Origin of the sequence: Pseudomonas sp. PKS, assembly GCF_051913525.1 — a bacterium.
Classification (GTDB): domain Bacteria; phylum Pseudomonadota; class Gammaproteobacteria; order Pseudomonadales; family Pseudomonadaceae; genus Aquipseudomonas; species Aquipseudomonas guariconensis_D.
In genome coordinates, this window is record NZ_JBEGDO010000009.1 from 97,049 (window position 1) to 117,991 (window position 20,943).

The following is a 20,943-nucleotide window of genomic DNA, read 5'->3' on the forward strand; positions in this document are numbered from 1 at the left end:
AATTGCTTATAAAAGAAGATTTTTATGGAATTTATCGATCTCAAGACCCAGTACCGCGATCTGAAGGATTTGATCAATCAGCGTATCGAGCGTGTACTCGAGCATGGTCAATACATCATGGGGCCGGAAGTGATCGAGCTCGAGTCACGTCTTGCAGAATATGTAGGTGTCAAGCATTGCGTCGGCGCAAGCAGTGGCACCTGCACGCTTCTGATCGCCATGATGGCGCTGGGGGTTGGGCGAGGCGATGAGGTCATTACCACGCCATTCACATTTATCGCCACAGGTGAAATGATCGCCTTGCTGGGCGCCATCCCGGTTTTCGTCGACGTTGAGCCGCGTACCGGCAATATCGATCCGGCAAGGATCGAGGCGGCCATTACTTCGCGAACTCGGGCGATCATGCCGGTCAGCCTGTATGGGCAGTGTCCGGATTTCGACGCGATCAACGCGGTAGCTGAAAAGCACGGTTTGCCAGTCATCGAGGATGCGGCGCAGTCCTTTGGGGCCACCTATAAAGGCCGCCGGTCCTGCTCGTTGAGCACCATCGGTTCCACCAGTTTCTTCCCATCCAAGCCGCTGGGAGCCTACGGCGATGGTGGTGCGTTGTTTACCAATGATGATCAGTTGGCCAAGGTCATGCGCGAGATTCGTGTTCATGGTCAGGACCGCCGTTATCACCATGCGCGAATCGGTATCAATGGTCGCCTTGATACGCTGCAGGCTGCCGTACTGCTGGCCAAGCTCGAGCGGTTCGACTGGGAGGTCGCGCAGCGTTCCAAGGTGGCGGCACGGTACGACCGCCTGATTGCCGAGCATTGTCCGCAGGTGTTCACGCCCTGTGTCCTGCCGGAAAGCAACTGTGTGTATGCTCAGTACACTCTGCAGGTCGACTCCCGGGAGGCGTTGTCCAGCGCCCTCAAAGAGCTCGGTATTCCCACGGCTGTGCACTATCCTGTGCCGTTGCACCTTCAACCGGTATTTGCGCATCTCAACCACGGGGTGGGGGCCTTCCCGATTGCCGAGGCTTGGAGTAGCCGCGTACTGAGTTTGCCGATGGGGCCAGACATGACAGAGGAACAACAGGCACAGGTGGTTGGCGCGTTGCAAAACGCATTGCGGCATACGGCATGAGTGGGGTTAAGCGGCTGCTGAACTCTGCGGCAACCTATACGCTGGCGAATGTTATCAACAGCGCCATTCCGTTTTTACTGCTCCCGGTGCTTACCAGGGTCCTGGCGCCGGCGGAGTACGGTATGGTCGCCATGTTCACCACCGTGATAGGGCTATTCTCGGCGTTCACTGGGTTGAGCCTGCATGGTGCAGTCAGTGTCCGTTACTTCGATAGTGAGACAGATCACCCCCGCTTCGTAGGTGCCTGTCTTAGCATACTGGCCATCAGCACAACGCTTGTGCTGATGGCTGTCTGGCTGATGGCCGGCCCCATCGCCCGCACAACGGAAATTCCCGAGAACTGGTTGCTGATTGCAGTACTGGTGTCGGCCGCTCAGTCTATCATTCAGATCCGCCTGGTAATGTGGCAGGTCAGGAATGAAGTAGTGCGATATGGCATATTCCAGATATTGCAAACATTACTGAATCTCTCGCTGTCACTTGCCTTGATTTTCTTGTTTGGCATGGACTGGGAGGGTCGGGTGCTGGGTATCACGGTGGCCGTGTTCCTCTTCGCGGCGCTAGGATTGTATGGCCTGCAACGGCGACGGCTGATTCGATGGAGCCTGGCGCGAGATTATTTCCGCTCGGCCTTGCGCTTTGGTGTACCGCTTATCCCTCATGCGGTGGCCGGGGTTGTGATGGCAATGAGTGATCGTTTCATTGTTACCCACTTGCTGGGCGTCGGTGAGACGGGAGCCTATGCCGTGGGAGTACAAATGGGCATGGTCGTGGGGTTGCTCGCGGATGCGTTTGTTAAGGCGTTTGGCCCGCATCTGTTCTCGGAACTGAAAAAACGCAATGAGTCATCTAATCTACGCATAGTGCGCCAATGTGCCGTGGTCTTCGCTGGTTTCCTGGTGTTTGCGCTCGTCTATGTCGCGTTGTTGCCGTACCTCTATCCAGTCATTGTTGGTGAACGGTACGCCGGTTCGTTGCTGATTGCGCAATTGATCGGCTTTGGCAATGCCTTCATCGGCATGTACTACACCATAGCGGGCTTTTTGTTCTTCTTCGAGCGAACGGTCTTAATTGCAAAGTTGACAGTAACAATAGGCTTTTTGAGCGCCGTGATGACTTGGGTGCTGGTCGTTCAGTTCGGTGTTGTTGGCGCCGCATGGGCCTATGTTTCCGTCCAGTTCATGTTGTTTACGGGGGCGTGGTTCCTCGCCCAGAGAGTTTATCCTCTGCCTTGGCGCTCTCTGCTTAAGTTACGGAGTGCTTCAGGATGCTGAGCCGCGTGAACCGAATTTTTGTCAGGGGGCTATTGGCTCTGACGGCACTTTACTGGCGGGCGATTTATTCTTCGTTTCGAGCGCGTTACGACGTGTCGTCGGGATTCCGTTTCAATGGCAAGAATATCTTGCTTTATGGCGAAGGCATCATAAGCCTTGGCGAGAACAGTTACATCGGGGAAAACTCCACGGTACACGCTTCGTCTGGCCATCGTGTGCAGATGGGGGGCGGATGTCATGTTTCATCCAACGTCCGGATCTTCACGGAGTCCGTGCTTCCGGACAGTGATTTTCGCATCAAGCCGGTGCCTTCGAAACGCGGCAATGTGATAATCGGCGACGCATGCTGGATTGGTGCGAACGTGCTGATCAACCCTGGTGTGTCCGTTGGTGCAAACAGTGTCGTTGGGGCAAATAGCGTAGTCACTCGAGATATCCCGCCTGACGAAATTTGGGGCGGTGTACCGGCAAAATTAATCAGGAAGAAGCGGCAGCCAGATCCGGGTGCGACTTCTAGCCATAGTAAAGACATGTGATGTAGGGCTTATGATTCCATACGGTCGGCAAAATATTAGTGATGACGATATTGCATCGGTCGTCGAGGTGTTGCATTCCGAGTGGCTGACTCAGGGGCCAGGCGTTGCAAGCTTCGAGCAGGCGGTAGCTGAGGTATGCCGGGCCCGGCATTCGGTAGCGGTCAGCAATGCCACCTGCGCTTTGCATATCGCTTGCCTTGCGCTGGAGGTTGGCCCGGGTGATCTTGTCTGGACCAGTCCTAATACGTTCGTCGCCAGTGCCAACTGTGCTCGGTACTGTGGTGCCGATGTCGACTTTGTCGATATCGACCCGCAGACACTAAATCTGAGCGTGGTGCGCCTGGCAGAAAAGCTGCAGACGGCACGACAGGCCGGACGCTTGCCGAAGGTGGTCATTCCAGTGCACTTCGCCGGGCGCAGCTGTGACATGCGGGCTATCGCCGAGCTGGCCAAGGAGTATGGTTTCCGGGTCATCGAGGATGCCTCGCACGCAGTCGGCGCCGAGCACGAAGGGATGCCAGTGGGTGCCTGCCAGTACAGCGATATTGCGGTGTTCAGTTTCCATCCGGTGAAAATTATCACCACAGGGGAGGGCGGCATGCTGATGACCAATGACCTGGCTATTGCCCGGCGCTTGGTTCGGTTGCGCAGCCATGGCATCGCCCAGAATAGCGATGACCTGCTCAGCACTCCCCAGGGGCCATGGGAGTACCAGCAGATCGAGCTGGGTTACAACTACCGCATGACAAATCTGCAGGCAGCGCTGGGGGCGAGCCAGCTCAAGCGCCTACCCCAGTTCATTGCACGTCGGCGTCAACTGGTTCGCCAGTATCACGCCCTGCTCGCGGACTTGCCCGTCATCTTGCCGCAAGCCAGTGAGGAGTCGGCCTGGCATCTGTACCCGATCCGGGTGCCCGCCGAGCGCCGCCTGGATGTGTTTAAGCAGTTGCGCGCTGCTGATGTATGGGTGCAGGTGCATTACATCCCGGTCCATACACAGCCCTACTACCGAAACCTTGGATTCAACCTCGGTGACTTCCCTGAGGCAGAGGCTTATTTCGCCGAAGCCTTCAGCCTGCCGCTGTTCTACGACTTGACCGATGAAGAGCAGTGTACGGTCGTCCAGTTGTTGCGTGAGGCCTTGTCTTGAGGGTGGCCGTGATCCCTGCGCGGGGTGGTAGCAAGCGCATCCCACGCAAGAACATCAGAATGTTCTGCGGGCGGCCGATGATCGCCTGGTCTATTCTCGCCGCTCAGCAAAGTGGGTTGTTCGAGCGTATCATTGTCACCACTGACGATGAGGAAATCGCCGAAGTGGCGTGTGCCTGGGGGGCGGAAGCCCCGTTCGTGCGCCCGCCCGAACTGTCCGACGACTATGCCGGGACCACTGAGGTAATCGCCCATGCCACGCGCTGGCTGGAAGAGCAGGGTGTGGCTGTCACGGCAGTTTGCTGCATTTATGCTACTGCACCGCTGATCCAGGCCGACGACCTTGTTCGAGGCCTGGATATTTTGCAATCGGGTGATTGGGCATATGCTTTCTCAGTTGCGGAGTTTTCGCCTTCAGTCTATCGCGCTTTTGAGGCATTGCCCGAAGGTGGACTCGGCATGCTGTTCCCCGAGTTTTTCTCGACGCGCTCCCAGGATTTGCCCGTCGCCATGCATGATGCCGGCCAGTTTTATTGGGGGCGACCTGATGCCTGGGGGAAAGGGGTGAGGATTTTTGATCGGCATTCGATGCCGGTTCCCATCCCGCGCTGGAGGGTTCAGGACATTGATGACGAGGACGATTGGATCCGCGCTGAAATGATTTTCAAACAATTGATGAGTGACCAGAGACAATGAGTGCATCGGATTTTGTGACACCGCAAGAAGAGTTCTGGGCGGGTGAGTTCGGTTCCGAGTACATCGGCCGCAACGACAGCCAGCAGTTGCTGGCGTCCAACCTGAACTTCTTCACCAAGGCGCTCAAGCAGGCTGGCCGGATCACATCGGGCATTGAGTTCGGTGCCAACATCGGTATGAACCTGCGTGCTTTGCAGCTACTTTACCCAGGTATTGATCTGCATGGCGTCGAGATCAATCCTGATGCCGCAGCGCAGTTGCGTACACATGTTGGCCAGGACAACGTCTACCAAGGGTCGATCTTCAACTATCCGGTGGATCAGCAGGTCGACCTTTCTCTCATCAAGGGTGTGCTCATCCATATCAATCCAGACATGCTGCCGGTGGTTTACGAGAAGCTCTACAACGCTTCCCGCCGCTTTGTTCTGGTATGCGAGTACTACAATCCAGCGCCTGTTGCCATTTCCTATCGCGGACACTCCGACCGCCTGTTCAAGCGTGATTTTGCGGGTGAGATGATGGAAAAATATCCCGACTTGAAACTGCTGGACTACGGTTTCGCCTATCGCCGCGATCCGGCCTTCCCACAGGATGACATCACCTGGTTCCTGATGGAGAAAGGGGTCTGACATGCTGAAGTACTGCGTTCGCTGCGTGATGCCGCACACCAAGCCGGATCTGCACATCGACGAAGAAGGTGTCTGTAATGCATGCCGTTCCTACGAAAAGCGTAAGGAGGTCGATTGGGACCAGCGCAAGAACGAACTGCTGACCTTGCTCGAGAAATATCGCCGTCATGGCAGCAACTGGGATTGCATTGTTCCGGTCAGTGGCGGCAAGGACAGCACCTATCAAGTCATCCGTATGCTGCAGTTGGGGTTGAACCCGCTGTGTGTGACATCGGCGACCTGTGATCTGAGCGAGATCGGCCGCAGGAACATCAGGAACCTACAGCGTCTGGGTGTAGATCACGTCGAGTTTTCGCCCAACCCGCTGGTGCGGGCCAAGCTCAATCGCATAGGTTTGACCGAGGTGGGCGACATCTCCTGGCCCGAGCATGTAGGGATCTTCACGATTCCGGTACGCGCGGCTGTCCAGTACAACGTGCCACTGATCGTCTGGGGTGAAAACTCGCAGAACGAGTATGGCGGGCCGGCAGCGGCCACGGAAAACAACACGCTTACCCGTCGCTGGCTGGAGGAGTTCGGTGGGTTGCTGGGGCTGCGTGTATCCGACCTGTCCGAGACCTACGGTATCGAACAGCGTCATCTGCTGCCTTACCAGTATCCTTCGGACGAGGAACTCCAGCGCGTTGGCGTGACCGGACTATTTCTCGGGCACTACCTGCCATGGGATGGGTTGTCCAACACCCTGATTGCCCAGGCCAACGGTTTCGTGACCTACGACGAGCCGGTTGAAGGGTCGATGGTCAATTACGAAAACCTGGACAACCACCAGACGGGGATCCACGACTACTTCAAATACCTCAAGTTCGGTTTCTCCCGGGCTACGGATATCGCCTGCCTGCATGTGCGACGTGGTCGGATTACTCGTCAGGACGCCATCGAAATCGTCAAGGCTCGCGATGGCAAGTTCCCCTGGACTTACCTGGGTAAGCCCATTGCGGAAATCCTCGAGCCGCTGGAAATGACCACAGATGAGTTCATCAAGATCTGCGACCGGTTCACCAACAAGAAAATCTTCAAGCGGGATGCTTCCGGTGCATTGGTCAAGGATCGTCATGGCAATCTGGTGAAGTTGAATCACGACAACGTATGAAAGTCGCCATCATCAACTATGGAGTGGGCAACCTGGGCTCGGTCCGCCGGGCCTTCGAGGACCTTGGGGCCGAGCCGGTGATTGCCAATCATCCATCGGCTCTGTACGACGTGAATCGTATCGTGTTGCCGGGAGTGGGGGCTTTCCAGGACGGTATGGCCCACCTCGACCGCGGTGGCTGGACCGAAGTACTGAAGGAAGTTGTTGGTGGGCAGGGTAAGCCACTTCTGGGGATCTGCCTGGGCATGCAACTGCTGGCCAGTGAAGGCCATGAGAACGGCATCACGCCTGGCCTGGGGATGATTCCCGGGCAGGTGCGGCGTCTGGACGAGCTGGGCTGCACGCTGCGCATACCTCATGTCGGCTGGAATGAAGCCTGTCAGGTTAATGACGACGTGCTCTTCTCTGGTATTCCGAATGCCTCGGACTTCTACTTTGTCCACAGCTATGCCTTTGTTCCCGACCAGCCTGAACATTTGCTGGCAACGGTTCCTTATGGCGTCGACCTGACAGCGGCGGTGCGACGGGAGCATATATTCGGCTGCCAGTTCCATCCGGAGAAGAGCTCCAAAGCCGGTCGACTTGTACTTAGCAATTTCCTGAGCTATTCGCCATGCTGAAGGTTCGTGTCATCCCTACGCTGCTCTGGAAAGGGTTGGGCCTGGTGAAGGGGGCCGGCTTTGACAGCTGGCGGCGGGTTGGGCCGGTGTTGCCGGCGATCAAGGTCTATAACGCACGTGATGTGGATGAACTGATCCTGGTGGACATCACTGCCACGCAGGAGGGTGAGCTGCCAGACCATGACTCGGTGTGCGACTACTCCGAAGAGTGTTCTGTGCCGTTGACCGTTGGTGGCGGCATTACCTGTGTGGAGCAGGTGTTGATGTTGTTGCACAGCGGTGCCGACAAGATCGCCGTCAACAGTGCCGCTTATGCAAACCCTGCCCTGATCGATGCGGTAGCCTCGCGCTTTGGAGCGCAATGTGTCGTGGCCAGCATCGATGTCAGGCGCACGGAGGATGGTGGTTACCGTTGCTTCAGCCATGCAGGCACCGTGGATGCTGGCCGTGAGGTGGAGGAGTGGGCGCGAGAGCTGGCGGCACGTGGCGCAGGCGAGATCCTGCTGACGTCCATCGATCGTGACGGAACCCTCGGGGGATACGACCTGGCCTTGGTGGAACGCATTGTCCGGGCAGTGGATATCCCCGTCATTGCCTCCGGAGGCGCGGGCAGTTATCAGCACATGATTGATGTGGTCCAGCAGGCCGGGGCTTCCGCCGTGGCGGCCGCCAGCATCTTCCATTTCACCGAATTGACGCCTGCGGGGGCCAAGGCTGCGATGCAGGCCGCTGGTATTCCGGTGCGACGCAATTTCGTGGGGGCGGTGGAGTCTTGAATATCGCATTGCGTGTCGATGCCAGCCAGCACGTCGGTACGGGGCATTTCATGCGTTGTCTTACCCTGGCCGACACCCTTGCCCAACGTGGTGCGCGCTGTGTGTTCCTGAGTCGGCTGCTACCTCTGCCGCTACAGCAATTGCTGGAAAGCCGTGGGCACACGCTAATCGCTCTACCGCCAAGCGAGGAGGGGGCACCCGATTCTGATCTGGTGCATGCCGCTTGGCTGGGTTGCAGTCAGGATGCCGATGCCGTCGATTGTCTAAGGGCGTTGCAGAGTCAAGCCTTGGACTGGTTGGTTGTGGACCATTACGCACTTGACTGGCGCTGGGAGTCTGCGCTGCGTCCGGCTGTGCGCAAGATAATGGTGATCGATGACCTGGCGGACCGTCGGCACGATTGCGACTTGCTGCTCGATCAGAACCTGTATCGCGACATGCATGCGCGCTATGGCGGGAAGGTGCCTGCTGGGTGTCAGCTGTTGCTGGGGCCGCGCTTCGCGCTTCTACGCGACGAGTTCAGTCGCATGCGTGCCAGTATTTCCGTCCGCGATGGGGGCGTTCAGCGCCTCCTTGTATTCTTCGGTGGTGCTGATCAACATAACCATACCGGTCAGGCGCTGGCGGTACTGCCAGCGGTCGCCTCTGAGGGCCTTGAAGTCGATGTGGTGCTCGGTGCACTGCATCCGCAGCGCAGTGCGATTGAAGCCCTGTGCCAGAGCCGGGGTTATCGGTGTCATGTGCAGACCACGCGGATGGCTGAACTGATGGTTCGTGCCGACCTGGCGATCGGAGCCGGGGGGACGGCCACCTGGGAGCGATGCAGTCTTGGGCTTGTGACGCTGGCGGTTAGCACGGCTGACAATCAGGTACGGCAACTGGCCGATGCGGCGAGCGAAGGGTTGGTTTATATGCTGGCCCCAGGTACTGACTTCCAGGCGAGCTTGGCAATGCACCTGAAGAGCCTGCAAGAGAATGCTGCGCTGCGCGAGCTGATATCCAGGACCGGAATGGCTACGGTGGATGGTCTGGGTGTGCAGCGTCTGGCTGCGCGGATGGGGTGTACGGGGGTCAGCATGCGCCTGGCTGGACCGCAGGACTCCGAAGCGTTGCATCGCTGGCGCAACCATCCTTCGATTCGGGCTGTTTCACGCAATACCGCGGAAATTGTCTGGGAGGATCACTCGCGCTGGTTTGCCGCAGTGCTGGCGGACATCCGGCGTACGCTGCTGATCGGCGAGCAGGGTGGCGAAGCGGTGGGGGTCGTGCGTTTCGACCTGGAAGAAGACGGTGCGGCTGAGGTTTCCATCTACCTTGTGCCTGACGCCACCGTGAGCTGTCGCGGCAGTGATCTGCTACAAAGCGCCGAAGACTGGCTCGTCCAGCATCGCCCGGAAGTGTGCCGGCTAGATGCGCAGGTCAAGGGTAGCAATCGGCGCTCCAATGGATTGTTCATGGCCGCAGGCTATGGCATCGACAACACTCGATTTTCGAAGAAGCTGCGTGACTTATGAGTGAATCAATCAAAATCGCAAATCGCCAGATCGGCCTGGGTCATGCGCCTTTCGTCATTGCCGAAATGTCGGGCAACCACAATCAGTCCCTGGAGCGTGCCCTGGAAATCGTTGAGGCAGCGGCAAGGTCTGGTGCCCATGCGCTGAAGATCCAGACTTACACGGCGGACTCCATGACGCTGGACTTGGATGAGGGTGAGTTCCATATCAGCGACCCCAATAGCCTGTGGGCAGGTACGTCGCTGTATAAGCTCTATGGCGAAGCGTTCACGCCGTGGGAATGGCACAAGCCGATCTTCGACCGTGCGCTGGAGCTGGGCATGATCCCGTTCAGTACCCCGTTCGATGACAAGGCCGTCGATTTCCTCGAGGCGCTGAACGTACCTTGTTACAAGATTGCCTCCTTTGAGAACACCGACTTGCCGCTGATCCGCCGCGTGGCGGCCACTGGCAAGCCGCTCATCATTTCCACCGGCATGGCTTCCGTGGCAGAGTTGGACGACACCGTGCGCGCCGCGCGTCAGGCTGGTTGCAAGGACCTTATCCTGCTCAAGTGCACTAGTACCTACCCGGCGACGCCACAGAACACCAACATTCTGACCATCCCGCACTTGCGCGAGTTGTTTGGCTGCGAAGTGGGCCTGTCCGATCATACAATGGGCATCGGTGTATCCGTGGCCAGTGTGGCCCTGGGGGCGACGGTGGTGGAGAAGCATTTCACCCTCTGCCGCGCTGACGGTGGGGTCGACAGCGCCTTTTCCATGGAACCGGCCGAAATGGCCCAACTGGTCGTTGAGAGTGAGCGCGCGTGGCAATCGCTGGGGTGCGTCAGCTACGGCGCTACCGCGGCGGAAGAGAAAAGCCGGGTATTCCGTCGCTCTATCTACGCCAGCGAGGACATCGCGGAAGGCGAAGTGCTGTCCCAGGTCAACGTACGCATCATTCGGCCTGGTCTCGGGCTGCCCCCCAAGTATTTCGAACAGGTGATCGGTAAACGGGCCAGGCAGTTTATCAAGCGCGGTACCCCTATTAGTTGGGATCTGATCTAGTGCGACCGAGCTTTGCGCAACTCCTTGAGATTGAGAATGACCCAACCTTTCTGACGTTTCGCTGCACCCGCAGCGGCGCGTTGATCTGGCCGTTGGTGCGTAACCAGTTTTTCCGCCAATTGATCTCCGATCTTTACTACCAGCAGGCGCCGTTGATCGCTTCGGTGCCGGCCGTGCCGCGTCGGCAGGCGTTGGCGGCGTTCTCTCAGGTGGCGCGGCACAATTTCAGCCATCGCGGTCTGCGTGGCGATGTGCTGGTGATCGCAACGGGCGCGGGCAGCTTCCTGCGCGATGGCCTCTGGTTCAATCGAATCACCGACTACCTCGTAGAGGCATCCGCAGCCGATACAGTCACCGTCGAAGGTGTGGTGGACTGGAATGTACCCAGTCCGCGCTGGAATCAGCGTGTTTCCTACTGGTTGCCCTGGCAGGGCACTATCACTGTGGCTGGCCGGTTGTTGCAGCGCGGTACCCACCTGTCGACCGCTCGCGAGGTGCTTCAACATGCCCGGCAGCGGGCTCAGCAATTGTTTGGCCTGAGCATCGCCGAGCCATCGATGGATATGCTGGTGGGAATGCTGGCGCGCAAGCTCGCGCGGTTGCCGGTCATGCACCATGCCTACCGGCGTTTGTTGGAGAAGGTCCGGCCGCGGCTGGTGCTGATGGAGCAAGCCTGCTATGGCGATTTCTCGCCGCTCAACCAGGTCGCGCGCGAGATGGGTATACGCGTGGCTGAACCACAACATGGCATGGTGTCCGGTGGTCACGACGCCTATTGCTATGCGCCCTTGCTGCGAGACAGCGAAGCGTACAAGAACTGCCTGCCGCATGATTTTCTTGGTTATGGCGCTTGGTGGAACGCGCAGATCAATGTGCCGGTGGAAAAGTGGGTGATCGGCCATCCCCATTACACCGAGCAACGACGGGTAATGCCCTCAGCTGCAGCGGTACAGGGCGATATCCTTCTGCTGGGTGACGGCATCGAGTTCGACCTGTATCTGGGGTTGGCGACCGAGCTTGCCGCTCTGTTGCGCGGGCGCTACCGTGTCGTCCTGCGGCCTCATCCGTTGGAGCGTGCCGAGGTCCATCGGCGATTTCCGCAAGGCCAGGCCGGTGACGTTGTCATTGATCCCAATCGGGATATCTATAGCTCCTTCGCCACCGCGCATGTCGTGGCCGGAGAGGTCTCGACGGGGTTGTTCGAGGCTATTGGCGTTGCGGGCAAGGTATTACTCTGGGAAACCGCCAAGGCGCGCTTCAGCTATCCTAGTCATCCGTTCTCAGGCTTTGAGGATGCAAAAGGTTTTGTCGAGGCCATGTCCGCACCCAATGGCGCGCAAGTAACCGTCGTGCAAAACGATATCTGGGCGAATGACTGGGCTGTCAATTACCGGCATTACCTCGACCAGGTCCTCTATCGCGCACGTTAAATGTCCGTCGCGGTTGCTGTTGGCTATTACCCTGCGGTGCGGCAAAGTCGACCAAAACAGGGTATTCTTCCTGGCTATTTCAATGGGCCGTGTGTGCGAGAGCGCAGGCCTGTACGCGAAGTAACCTCAATCGATAGTGAATACTGGTCGTGCAAAAAATTTCTGTGATTGACTATGGCTGCGGCAACCTCGCTTCGGTCGTCAACATGATTCAGCACGTGGGCGGAGAGGCGCAGATCATTCGTTCACCCGAACAACTGGCCGACGCTGGCAAACTCATCTTGCCGGGCGTGGGGGCTTTCGATCACAGCATCGGGCACCTGCGCGGGGGGGGGTGGGTGGCACCGCTGGAGCAGGCGGTGTTCGAGCGCGAGGTACCTATCATGGGGGTTTGTCTGGGCATGCAGTTGCTGACCCGTGGAAGCGAGGAAGGGCAGGCCCCTGGGCTTGGCTGGATCGACGCCCAGGTCAAACGCTTTCGTGTGGCTCAGGCGGGGCTCAAGGTGCCTCACATGGGGTGGAACGAGGTGCGCCAGATGCGTGCCGATGTGCTGCTGCCGCCCGAGGACAGCCCGCGACGTTTCTACTTCGTGCATTCGTACCGGGTCGAGTGCGCCGATCCGGAAGATGTGCTACTCGAGTGTGAATACGGCGAAACCTTCGTCGCGGCGTTTCGCCGGGCGAACATCTGGGGGTTCCAGTTCCATCCAGAGAAGAGCCATCGGTTCGGCATGACGCTTTTCCGAAATTTTCTGGAGGTTTGACGTGCTCAAGCACCGTGTGATCCCTGCGTTGCTGCTACGCGAGGGAGGTCTGGTGAAGACCCTCAAATTTCGCAAGCACAAGTACATCGGTGACCCGGTCAATGCCATTCGTATCTTCAATGAAAAGGAAGTCGACGAGCTGGTGTTGCTCGATATCGATGCCAGCCGCCTGGGGCGTGAACCGGACTATGAACTGATCGAAAGCATAGCCGCCGAGTGCTTCATGCCGTTAGGCTATGGCGGTGGCATCTCCACGGTCGAGCAGGCGCGGAGGATCTTCTCGTCCGGAGTGGAAAAGGTCGTTCTGCAGACTTCCGCCTTTGCCAACCCTAGTCTGGTTACCGAGATTGCAGAGCGCTTCGGCAGCCAGAGCGTGGTGGTGTCCGTGGATGTCAAACGGGACTGGTTGGGGCGCTATCGTCTCTGGTCGTCCTCGCAGCGCAGTGCATTGAAGGAAGATTGGCTGACCGCCCTCAAGACGATGGTTGCCGCAGGTGCAGGCGAAGTGCTGCTGAACGCAGTTGACCGTGACGGTATGCAGCAAGGTTATGACCTGCGCCTCATCCAGGAAGCAGCACGGTCAGTGGATGTGCCGCTGATCGCATTGGGTGGCGCCGCCGGCTTGCAGGATTTCGTTGAGGCGACGAAGGCGGGGGCCTCTGCCGTGGCTGCGGGCAGCTTTTTCGTACTGCAAGGGCCACACCGGGCGGTGTTGATCAGCTACCCAAAATATTCAGAGCTAGAATCGCTTTTCAGGGGCAAAGATGTCGGCTAAAGAACACAAGGTCTGTACCCGTTGCGTAATGGATGATAGTGCCGCCGGCATCGTGTTCGACGAACACGGCGTATGCAACTACTGCACGTACTTTCAGCAGCGCGTCAATGGCGTGGTTTTCGCGCCGGACGCAGAGCGTGTACAGCAGCGCAAAGCCTTCATCGAACAGGTGAAGAAAGCGGGCAAAGGCAAGAAATACGACTGCATCATCGGGCTTTCCGGTGGCGTGGACAGTTCCTATGTCATCCATCTGGCGATGGCCGAGGGGCTTCGTCCGCTGGCCGTGCACATGGATAACAACTGGAACTCCGAACTGGCGGTCAACAACATCAAGAACCTGGTGACGCACTTGGGTGTGGACCTTTATACCCACGTGATTGATTGGCCCGAATACAAAGGGCTGATGCAGGCGTTCTTCGATGCTGATGTCATTGATGTCGAACTGCTCTACGACAATGCCATGCTGGCGGTGAATTACGAACAGGCCAGGCGTTACGGCATCAAGTACATCCTTTCCGGCAGCAACTCGGCGACCGAAGGTATGCCGATGCCAGAGGACTGGAACTGGCGTAAGTGGGACAAGCGTAACATCAAGGCAATCGCGCGGCGCAACGCGGTGCGTATCAAGACCTTCCCGATCATGGGGACCACCGGGTACATCTATAACCGAGTCGTGCGCGGTATCCAATGGGCGTCTTTCCTGGATCTGTATGATTACCAGAAAGATCAGGCACTGGACCTGCTGGAGCAGAAGTACGCATACAAGCGTTACCCGTACAAGCACTATGAGTCGGTGTTTACCCGTTTTTATCAAGGTTTTATTCTGCCGCAGAAGTTTGATGTGGATAAGCGCAAGTTGCACCTGTCGACGCTGGTCATGAGTGGCCAGATGGCGCGGGACGAGGCGTTCGAGCATCTGCAGAAATCGCCCTACGCGTCGGCCGAAGAGCTTGAACGTGACCGCAAATACTTCCTCAAGAAAATGGGCTGGAGCGAAAGCCAGTTGCAGGATTATCTGCAACGGCCAGCCGTCCCGCACGACACCTATCCCAGCGAGCGCTTCGCCTGGGATCTGCTGCGCAAGCTCTATCAAATGAAACGCGGCTGAGTCGGCTCGATAAGGTTATCGGTATTGCTCTGTAGGAACTTCTTGTGAACGTCTTGTATTTGCATCCGGCAGCAGCGTTTGGCGGTGCATCGAAAAGTCTTGTCGAACTCTATGCTTTGCTGCATCAGGAGGGCGTGCGTGGCACCGTTCTGACGCCTGAAGGCGCGGTCTGCAAGTCTTTTGCCGATGCGGGGTTGCAGGTGCACGCCGTGCGTGGCCTCAGTCAATTCGACAATACCCGCTATGGTTATTATCGAAAAATTCGCTGGATCATTCCGCTACGTGAACTGTTTTTGCTACCCAGCTCGTTGCTTGGGTTGTGGAGACTTCGTCATCGATCGTTCGATCTGATTCATATCAACGAGATCACCTTGCTACCACTTGGGCTGGTCGCCCGATGGCTGTTCCGGGTGCCATTGGTTGTGCATGTGCGCTCCTTGCAGCGCAAGCCCGGTGAAGGGCGGCGTACCCGCTGGGTGAATACGCTGCTACGCCGCTATGCCGATGCAGTGGTAGCGATCGACCATACGGTCGCCGCGACGCTGGCGGCTGATCTGCCTCTGAGCGTGATTCACAACGGCCTCAAGATCTCGCAGCCCGCACTGGTCTGCCGGGAAAGGAGTGACGACGGCGTGGTGTCGGTCGGTTTTCTCGGGGGCTTGATTCCTCTCAAGGGGATTTTCGAACTGGTCGAGTCGATACATATTCTCAAACGGCGCGGCGTTCGCATCCAGTGCTTGATCGCTGGTGAAAATGCGCGTCAGTTATCTGGGCTGAAAGCGTGGGTGCTGGGCAAGTTCGGTTTTGCAAGGGATGTGCGCAGCGAGCTTGAGGAAATCATTCAGCGTGAACAGCTTGCCGACCAGGTCAAACTGCTCGGTTTCGTGGGCGATGTCCGTTCACTGTATCCACAATTGGACATTCTCTGCTTCCCTACGCACCTGGATGCTGCGGGCAGACCGGTTTTCGAAGCTGCGTTCTACTCCGTTCCAAGCGTGGTCGCTGTCGCGAACCCGGTGCCGGATGCCTTGCTTCACGAGGTTACCGGTCTTGCGGTACCCACCCCGGATCCGGAATTGATCGCCGATGCCTTGCAGCGTATGGCAGAGTCGCCGCAGTGGCGTCGTGAGCTGGGCAGGCAGGCGAAAGTCTGGGCTGAGCAGAACTTTTCCATCGAGGCCAACGCGGCACTCATGCTCGAACTGTACCGACAAATTCATTCATCACGGACGAGGCCTTGAACTGTGCGCATTTTGGTGCTGTCCCAGTACTTCTGGCCGGAGAGCTTCCTCATCAACGACATCGTGCGCACGCTTGACGAGCAGGGACACAGTGTCATGGTTGCTACTGGCAAACCCAATTACCCGGACGGCAACATCTTTTCTGGCTACCGCGCGAGGGGCACTCAGCGCGAGCACTTCGAGGAGAGTATCGAGGTGGTTCGGGTGCCGCTGTGGCCGAGGGGTAGAGGGGGAGCCAAGAACCTTATCCTCAATTACCTTTCTTTCGTTTTCTCCGGGTTGCTGTTACTGCCCTGGATGCTTCGGGGGCGGCAGTTCGATGCGATCCTGGTCTTCGCGCCGTCTCCGGTTACCCAAGCCATTCCGGCCATCGCCCTCAAGTGGCTGAAGAAAGCCCGCTTGGCCCTCTGGGTTCAGGACCTCTGGCCGGAGAGCCTGTCCGCTACCGGGTTCGTGCGCAATCGACACGCACTCAGGGCGGTAGGCTGGATGGTCAAGGCAATTTATCGCTGCTGCGACATGCTGCTCGTGCAATCGCGTGCGTTCGTCGAGCCGGTCTCACGGTATGCGGCCAAGGAAAAGATCCACTATTACCCCAACTCCATGAATGCAGGTTCGGTGCGCTCGGCACTGGATATCGGGCCTGAACTCAAGACGCTGCTCGAGCAGCACTTCTGCGTTGTGTTCGCCGGTAATCTCGGCACCGCTCAGGCGCTTGATACCTTGGTTCAGGCGGCAGTTGAACTAAGGGATGATCCACAGGTGCGCATAGTCCTGGTGGGGAGTGGCAGTCGCATGGAGTGGTTGATATCTCAGCAGCAGGAGTTAGGGTTGAACAATCTTGTCCTGCCTGGGCGTTTTCCGATGGATACGATGCCGCAGATTTTCCAGCGCTCGTCCGCATTGCTGGTTTCTCTGACTGATGAAGAAGCCTTCGCCCAGACCATCCCAAGCAAGATTCAGGCTTATCTCGCCGCTGGACGGCCTATCATTGCTGCAATGAACGGAGAGGGGGCTAGAGTGGTCTGTGAAGCGGGAGCGGGCATGGCATCCCCTGCGGAACAGGTCGCTCCACTGGTTGCCAACATCAGGCGAATGAAGGCGCTGGCCGCGATTGAGCGGGAAACCATGGGGCAGGCTGGTAGGGCGTACTTTGATGCCCATTTTGAAATGCATAGTCAGGTGACTCGCCTGGTCGAGCTGCTGGAGCGCTGACAGCGTATAACGGGATCTCCCTTCTAAGGATACGATGATACGATGATGCGTGTGATCGTTTTTCCGGTTGCCTTCATGGCGAACACTTTTGCCATGATGCTGGTCATGATCGGACTCAGCTTGTTTGGCAAGCCTGGTCTGGCGGCGGATTTCGGGCTCATCCACGGCGCCACGGTGGCGCTGTTCTACTCGTTCTCGGGCAATGCGCGCAGCCTCGTTCTGGCTGAGTCCGCGCAGATCAATCCGGCCGGTCTCCTGCGCTTGCGTTTGATCCTGCTGTTGCCGTTGGGTGTGCTTGCCTGGATGTTGTGCGTGCCGGTGGTCGATGGTGGCTGGCTGTTTGTCTTGTTCCTGGTGGTGCGCAGGTCTGCGGAGTGGATTGCGGAAATCTTTCTCAGTGAGCAGGAGTTGAATCATCGACACACCGTTGCGATGAGTTTTCTGTTCCTGCAAGGCGCCTTGAGTCTTTTACTGTTGCTTGTCCTGCTGAGTGACGAGCCGTTCGCCCTGCCGGCGATTCTGCTCTGGGCGCTATCGCCTTTGCTGGTATGCCTGGGCAGGGGGGGGGCATGGCGTGTGCCGGGTGGTTGGGCGCCGCTGATCGCCAGCGTGCGGCTGTTGCTTCCGCATTTCGGCTCGACTGCGGTAATCGGTGTATCCGTTTACGTGTTCCGTCTGTTCATCCTGCTGGTAGCCGAAAAGCAGGTCGCTGGTGATCTGTTTTCCGCCTTTGCGCTGGGTGGCATTCTGGGAACGGTCTTTTCCCAGGCATTGGGGCCGACCATGGTTCGTCAGGAGCGGCAGGGCTCCGGAGCCGGTCGTCTGCAAAAGTTGTTCAGCCTCATGTTGTTGGCCATGGCGCTGGTCGGCTTGCTGTTGGCGGCAAGTGCATGGGTGGTTCCACATTGGTTCGAGTGGACTCACAAGAGCCAGCTTTTCTGGCTAGCGGTGGGATGCTCCCTGGTGGGCGGCGTCGTCATGGTGCTGGCCCAGCGTATTCGTCTGCGGATTCTGCAGCATCAGGAAGGTGGTGACGTGTTCGGCTCGGACATACTTGCGAACCTGTTGCTTGTGTCCTGTATCCCGTTCCTGTTCTACGGGCTGGGCGTGCAGGCGCTGTCCTTGCTGTACCTGATCGGTGCACTGCTGTCGTGGGTGTTCTACGCAAGCGAGCGCCGCGGCCTGCTGCCAACGGTCGAGACGGAGTGGTTCACCCAGCGCAATGTGCTTCTGCTGGTCGCCCTTGCGATATTTTTCCCGCTGTTTTTCCAGTTCAGAGGCGGTGTGTTCGATGATCCTTCCATTGCGTTCAGTAGTGGCGGTGTCCTGCAATTGCTGCCGATACCGCTTTCGGTGATAGCGTGCTACCTGGGTATCGTTTTGCTTGGGGCCTATTCAGGGGCGAGATTGGCGCTGCTCAGCCTGTTCTTCGTTTTTATCGGTATGTTGTTGACCAGTCTGCTGTTTGGGTTGAACACCACTGGTGAAGATCGGCAGAAGCTGATTCTGCTTTTTCAGTACATTCTCCCCATGTTTGCGCTGGTGCTGGGGCAACAGTATGGCAATCGTGAGCACAGCCTGGAGCAGCTTGCCCGGGCGGCGCTTGTAGTTCTATTGGCGGTCGTGCCTTTGCAGTTGTTGGTTACTGTGCTTCACACTCAACTGGTGCTTTCGCCATCGGTCTACTTTTTCAGCATTTATCAGCACCTGCTGTATGTTCCTGTATTGTTCGTCGCGCTCTTCATTCTGGCTCTCTTCACACAGTGGGGAGAGGCCAGAGGCCAGATCACCCTGCATCTGTTGGCCACACTGATGGGCGGATATGTCATCCTGTCGTGGTCGCTGCTTGCCGGAGGGCTTCTTGTGCTGGGGATAGGCTGTTTCATCGCTCAGCAGGTCGCACTTGGGCGCCGCTGCAGGTCAGTGCTGCCATTGGTGGGAATGGTGCTGTCCGGTGCGTTGCTGGCAGCCATGTACGTCCATTCGATCTGGCCCGCGGAGAGTTCGGTGACGGTCTCCGAGGCGGTATGGCAGGGGGGGGCTATCCTCGAGGGTAGGTTTGGCTATTCGGAGCGATGGGCGTTCTATGTCGAGGGGGTCTGGTCGACCTGGACCAGTGCCTTGCTCGGGCATGAGCAAGCACCTGCCCGTGAGCTGCATCCAAGTGCGCTGAACTATTATCTTGATTTCGCGTACAATTTCGGTCTTCTGGGGTTGATGCCGCTGGTACTGCTGGTGCTGTACAGCCTTGTCGCCGTTGGGCGGCAGTGGCAGGCCTTCCGGATTCGACCTGCGATAGCCGGGCTGGCATCGGTCGTCTTTTTCATGTTGCTGCTCGACAGTATGTTCAAGGTAGGCTTACGCCAGCCTTACTCTGGCGTGATCATGTTCTTTTTGTGGGGAGTGCTGTTGGCGGTGATATCACCTTCCGGCATGCAGCATGCGTCAGACAATAATAAAGCCGCCTGAGGATTTTCATGCGTTGGGAATTTCTAGTTAAAGGGGCTTGGGCTGTGGTATTCGCGGCAATCGCGATATTGGTAGTGTGCGCATTATCTCAATACCAAGGGAGTGCGTGGGTCTATCTTTTATTTACCGCGTTGTCCACCGCGGTGCTCTTTTTTGGGTTCGGTCGTGGTGCGATTTTCTTCGACGCGTTCATTGGCGTATTGCTGTGGATCGGTTTCTGGCTCAAATTTAGTGTGCATACGGCATTTTCCAATGGAAAGTTCAACATATCCGTGGGCGCGTTCGACGGTTCACCTGGCGCTCTGGACAAGGCTTTGCTGGTCGTTTCCTGCGCCTTGGCCGCCATTCTCCTGGTGCGTCTGGTCAGGCCGCGTTTCTTCTCCTACCCGGAGACACTGCCTGGCATTACCTATACCGGGCTGTTTACGTTCTATCGGCGATATCGCAGAGCGCTGCTGGTTGCTTTTGTCTTTGCGGTGCTTATCGTCTGCGTGATCAACGCTCATTTGGGGATTTACCAACGGGGGCTTGTTTCTCGGCTACAGCTTCCTTTCGGACTGAACGGTGTCTTTTCGTGGTTATTGATGTTCGGGATGGCGTCGGTTTCTACCTTGATCCTGCGTTTCGAATTTGAAATCAACAGAGAGCGGTACTGGATCGCAATTACCATCGCCTTGCTGGAAACGTGCCTGTCGAACATTTCGCTGTGGAGTCGCGGGATGATATTGAACGGTTCGGCGCTGATGTTTGGTGCGGTGTCACTGTTCTGGCGTACAGAGCAGCGGCTACGCTTGGGGCTTGCGGCCTATGTCGTTGTGGCGTTCATGTTCTTTTTCGTGGCCTCCGTGCTCTCTGTAAATTTTTTGCGCTCTACCGCCTTTTATCAAGGTTTCTCGCAGTCCGTGAAGGAGGATGCCGTAAGGCAGCAGACTTCCATGCTGTTCCTGGATCGGTGGGTAGGCATCGAGGGTGTCATGGCGGTCGTCGGCTCGAACCATCAGGGGTGGTCGGTGTTCAAAGAGGCGTTGAGCGAGCGTTTCGACAAAAACGTGAACTCCTATTACGACCAGCACTTTGTCGTCACTGCCTATGACAATGCGCGGGATGATGGGACGCATTTCATCTCCCTGCCGGGTTATCTGGCGTTTCTCTTCTATCCCGGCTCGTTCGTGTTCTTGTTCTTCGCTGTTATGGCATTTTCGCTGGTCGCAGTGATCTTCGAGTTTCTGGTTTACCGCTTGGGGGGGCGGAATCTTGCTTTCTGCGCCCTCATCGCTCAGGTGATTGCCTTCCGCTTCACCAGCTTTGGTTATGTGCCGCTGCAGAGTTATCTGCTGTTCGGCTCGATTCTGCTGAATGTCCTGATCCTGTTTTCCTGTGACAGGGCACTACGTTTCATCTACAAGCACTGATT

The 20,943-nt window shown here is 57.5% G+C and carries 19 protein-coding genes; all 19 read left to right on the forward strand.

Going from position 1 to position 20,943, the window contains the following annotated elements; genetic code table 11:
• Positions 1-24: 24 nt before the first annotated feature.
• The 19 genes from ABOA88_RS11990 to ABOA88_RS12080 all read left to right on the forward strand — a co-directional run bounded on the left by ABOA88_RS11990 (position 25) and on the right by ABOA88_RS12080 (position 20,941).
• Entirely contained in the window at positions 25-1,134 is a 1,110-nt protein-coding gene (locus ABOA88_RS11990) for a DegT/DnrJ/EryC1/StrS family aminotransferase (protein ID WP_367851144.1), read from the forward strand.
• Positions 1,131-2,408, forward strand: coding sequence for a lipopolysaccharide biosynthesis protein (locus tag ABOA88_RS11995; protein ID WP_367851145.1), 1,278 nt, complete (start codon positions 1,131-1,133; stop codon positions 2,406-2,408). Before ABOA88_RS11990 ends, ABOA88_RS11995 begins: the two co-directional genes overlap by 4 nt.
• Entirely contained in the window at positions 2,402-2,944 is a 543-nt protein-coding gene (locus tag ABOA88_RS12000; protein WP_367851146.1) for an acyltransferase, read from the forward strand. The genes ABOA88_RS11995 and ABOA88_RS12000 overlap by 7 nt, the downstream gene beginning before the upstream one ends.
• 10 nt (positions 2,945-2,954) lie before the next feature.
• A complete protein-coding gene (pseC, locus tag ABOA88_RS12005) occupies positions 2,955-4,094 on the forward strand; it encodes a UDP-4-amino-4,6-dideoxy-N-acetyl-beta-L-altrosamine transaminase (protein ID WP_367851147.1) in 1,140 nt (379 codons plus the stop codon).
• Between the two features lie 8 nt (positions 4,095-4,102).
• Positions 4,103-4,789, forward strand: coding sequence for a pseudaminic acid cytidylyltransferase (pseF, locus tag ABOA88_RS12010; protein WP_367851148.1), 687 nt, complete (start codon positions 4,103-4,105; stop codon positions 4,787-4,789).
• Positions 4,786-5,418: a pseudaminic acid biosynthesis-associated methylase gene (locus tag ABOA88_RS12015; RefSeq protein WP_367851149.1), complete on the forward strand. Its 633-nt coding sequence runs from the start codon at positions 4,786-4,788 to the stop codon at positions 5,416-5,418. Before pseF ends, ABOA88_RS12015 begins: the two co-directional genes overlap by 4 nt.
• A gap of 1 nt (position 5,419) precedes the next feature.
• Positions 5,420-6,568, forward strand: a complete 1,149-nt coding sequence (locus ABOA88_RS12020; RefSeq protein WP_367851150.1) for an N-acetyl sugar amidotransferase — start codon at positions 5,420-5,422, stop codon at positions 6,566-6,568.
• Positions 6,565-7,188, forward strand: coding sequence for an imidazole glycerol phosphate synthase subunit HisH (gene hisH, locus ABOA88_RS12025; RefSeq protein WP_367851151.1), 624 nt, complete (start codon positions 6,565-6,567; stop codon positions 7,186-7,188). The genes ABOA88_RS12020 and hisH (ABOA88_RS12025) overlap by 4 nt, the downstream gene beginning before the upstream one ends.
• The gene (gene hisF, locus ABOA88_RS12030) at positions 7,182-7,964 is read left to right on the forward strand and encodes an imidazole glycerol phosphate synthase subunit HisF (protein WP_367851152.1); all 783 of its coding nucleotides are present in this window, start codon (positions 7,182-7,184) and stop codon (positions 7,962-7,964) included. The genes hisH (ABOA88_RS12025) and hisF overlap by 7 nt, the downstream gene beginning before the upstream one ends.
• Complete coding sequence (gene pseG, locus ABOA88_RS12035; protein WP_367851153.1) at positions 7,961-9,478, forward strand: UDP-2,4-diacetamido-2,4,6-trideoxy-beta-L-altropyranose hydrolase; 1,518 nt, start codon at positions 7,961-7,963, stop codon at positions 9,476-9,478. Before hisF ends, pseG begins: the two co-directional genes overlap by 4 nt.
• Positions 9,475-10,527: a pseudaminic acid synthase gene (gene pseI / locus ABOA88_RS12040; RefSeq protein WP_367851154.1), complete on the forward strand. Its 1,053-nt coding sequence runs from the start codon at positions 9,475-9,477 to the stop codon at positions 10,525-10,527. The genes pseG and pseI overlap by 4 nt, the downstream gene beginning before the upstream one ends.
• Positions 10,527-11,957, forward strand: a complete 1,431-nt coding sequence (locus tag ABOA88_RS12045; RefSeq protein WP_367851155.1) for a hypothetical protein — start codon at positions 10,527-10,529, stop codon at positions 11,955-11,957. Before pseI ends, ABOA88_RS12045 begins: the two co-directional genes overlap by 1 nt.
• 164 nt (positions 11,958-12,121) lie before the next feature.
• Positions 12,122-12,721 (forward strand): imidazole glycerol phosphate synthase subunit HisH, encoded by a 600-nt coding sequence (gene hisH, locus ABOA88_RS12050; protein WP_367851218.1) that lies wholly within the window; start codon positions 12,122-12,124, stop codon positions 12,719-12,721.
• 1 nt (position 12,722) lies between these two features.
• Positions 12,723-13,496 (forward strand): AglZ/HisF2 family acetamidino modification protein, encoded by a 774-nt coding sequence (locus ABOA88_RS12055; RefSeq protein ID WP_367851156.1) that lies wholly within the window; start codon positions 12,723-12,725, stop codon positions 13,494-13,496.
• On the forward strand, positions 13,486-14,604 hold the full coding sequence (locus ABOA88_RS12060) for an N-acetyl sugar amidotransferase (RefSeq protein ID WP_367851157.1): 1,119 nt from the start codon (positions 13,486-13,488) through the stop codon (positions 14,602-14,604). The genes ABOA88_RS12055 and ABOA88_RS12060 overlap by 11 nt, the downstream gene beginning before the upstream one ends.
• 44 nt (positions 14,605-14,648) lie before the next feature.
• The gene (locus tag ABOA88_RS12065) at positions 14,649-15,845 is read left to right on the forward strand and encodes a glycosyltransferase family 4 protein (RefSeq protein WP_367851158.1); all 1,197 of its coding nucleotides are present in this window, start codon (positions 14,649-14,651) and stop codon (positions 15,843-15,845) included.
• A 3-nt stretch (positions 15,846-15,848) separates the two neighbouring features.
• Positions 15,849-17,060: a glycosyltransferase family 4 protein gene (locus tag ABOA88_RS12070; RefSeq protein WP_367851159.1), complete on the forward strand. Its 1,212-nt coding sequence runs from the start codon at positions 15,849-15,851 to the stop codon at positions 17,058-17,060.
• Between the two features lie 42 nt (positions 17,061-17,102).
• On the forward strand, positions 17,103-19,529 hold the full coding sequence (locus ABOA88_RS12075; protein WP_367851160.1) for a hypothetical protein: 2,427 nt from the start codon (positions 17,103-17,105) through the stop codon (positions 19,527-19,529).
• 8 nt (positions 19,530-19,537) lie between these two features.
• Positions 19,538-20,941 (forward strand): hypothetical protein, encoded by a 1,404-nt coding sequence (locus ABOA88_RS12080; protein WP_367851161.1) that lies wholly within the window; start codon positions 19,538-19,540, stop codon positions 20,939-20,941.
• Positions 20,942-20,943 lie beyond the last annotated feature (2 nt).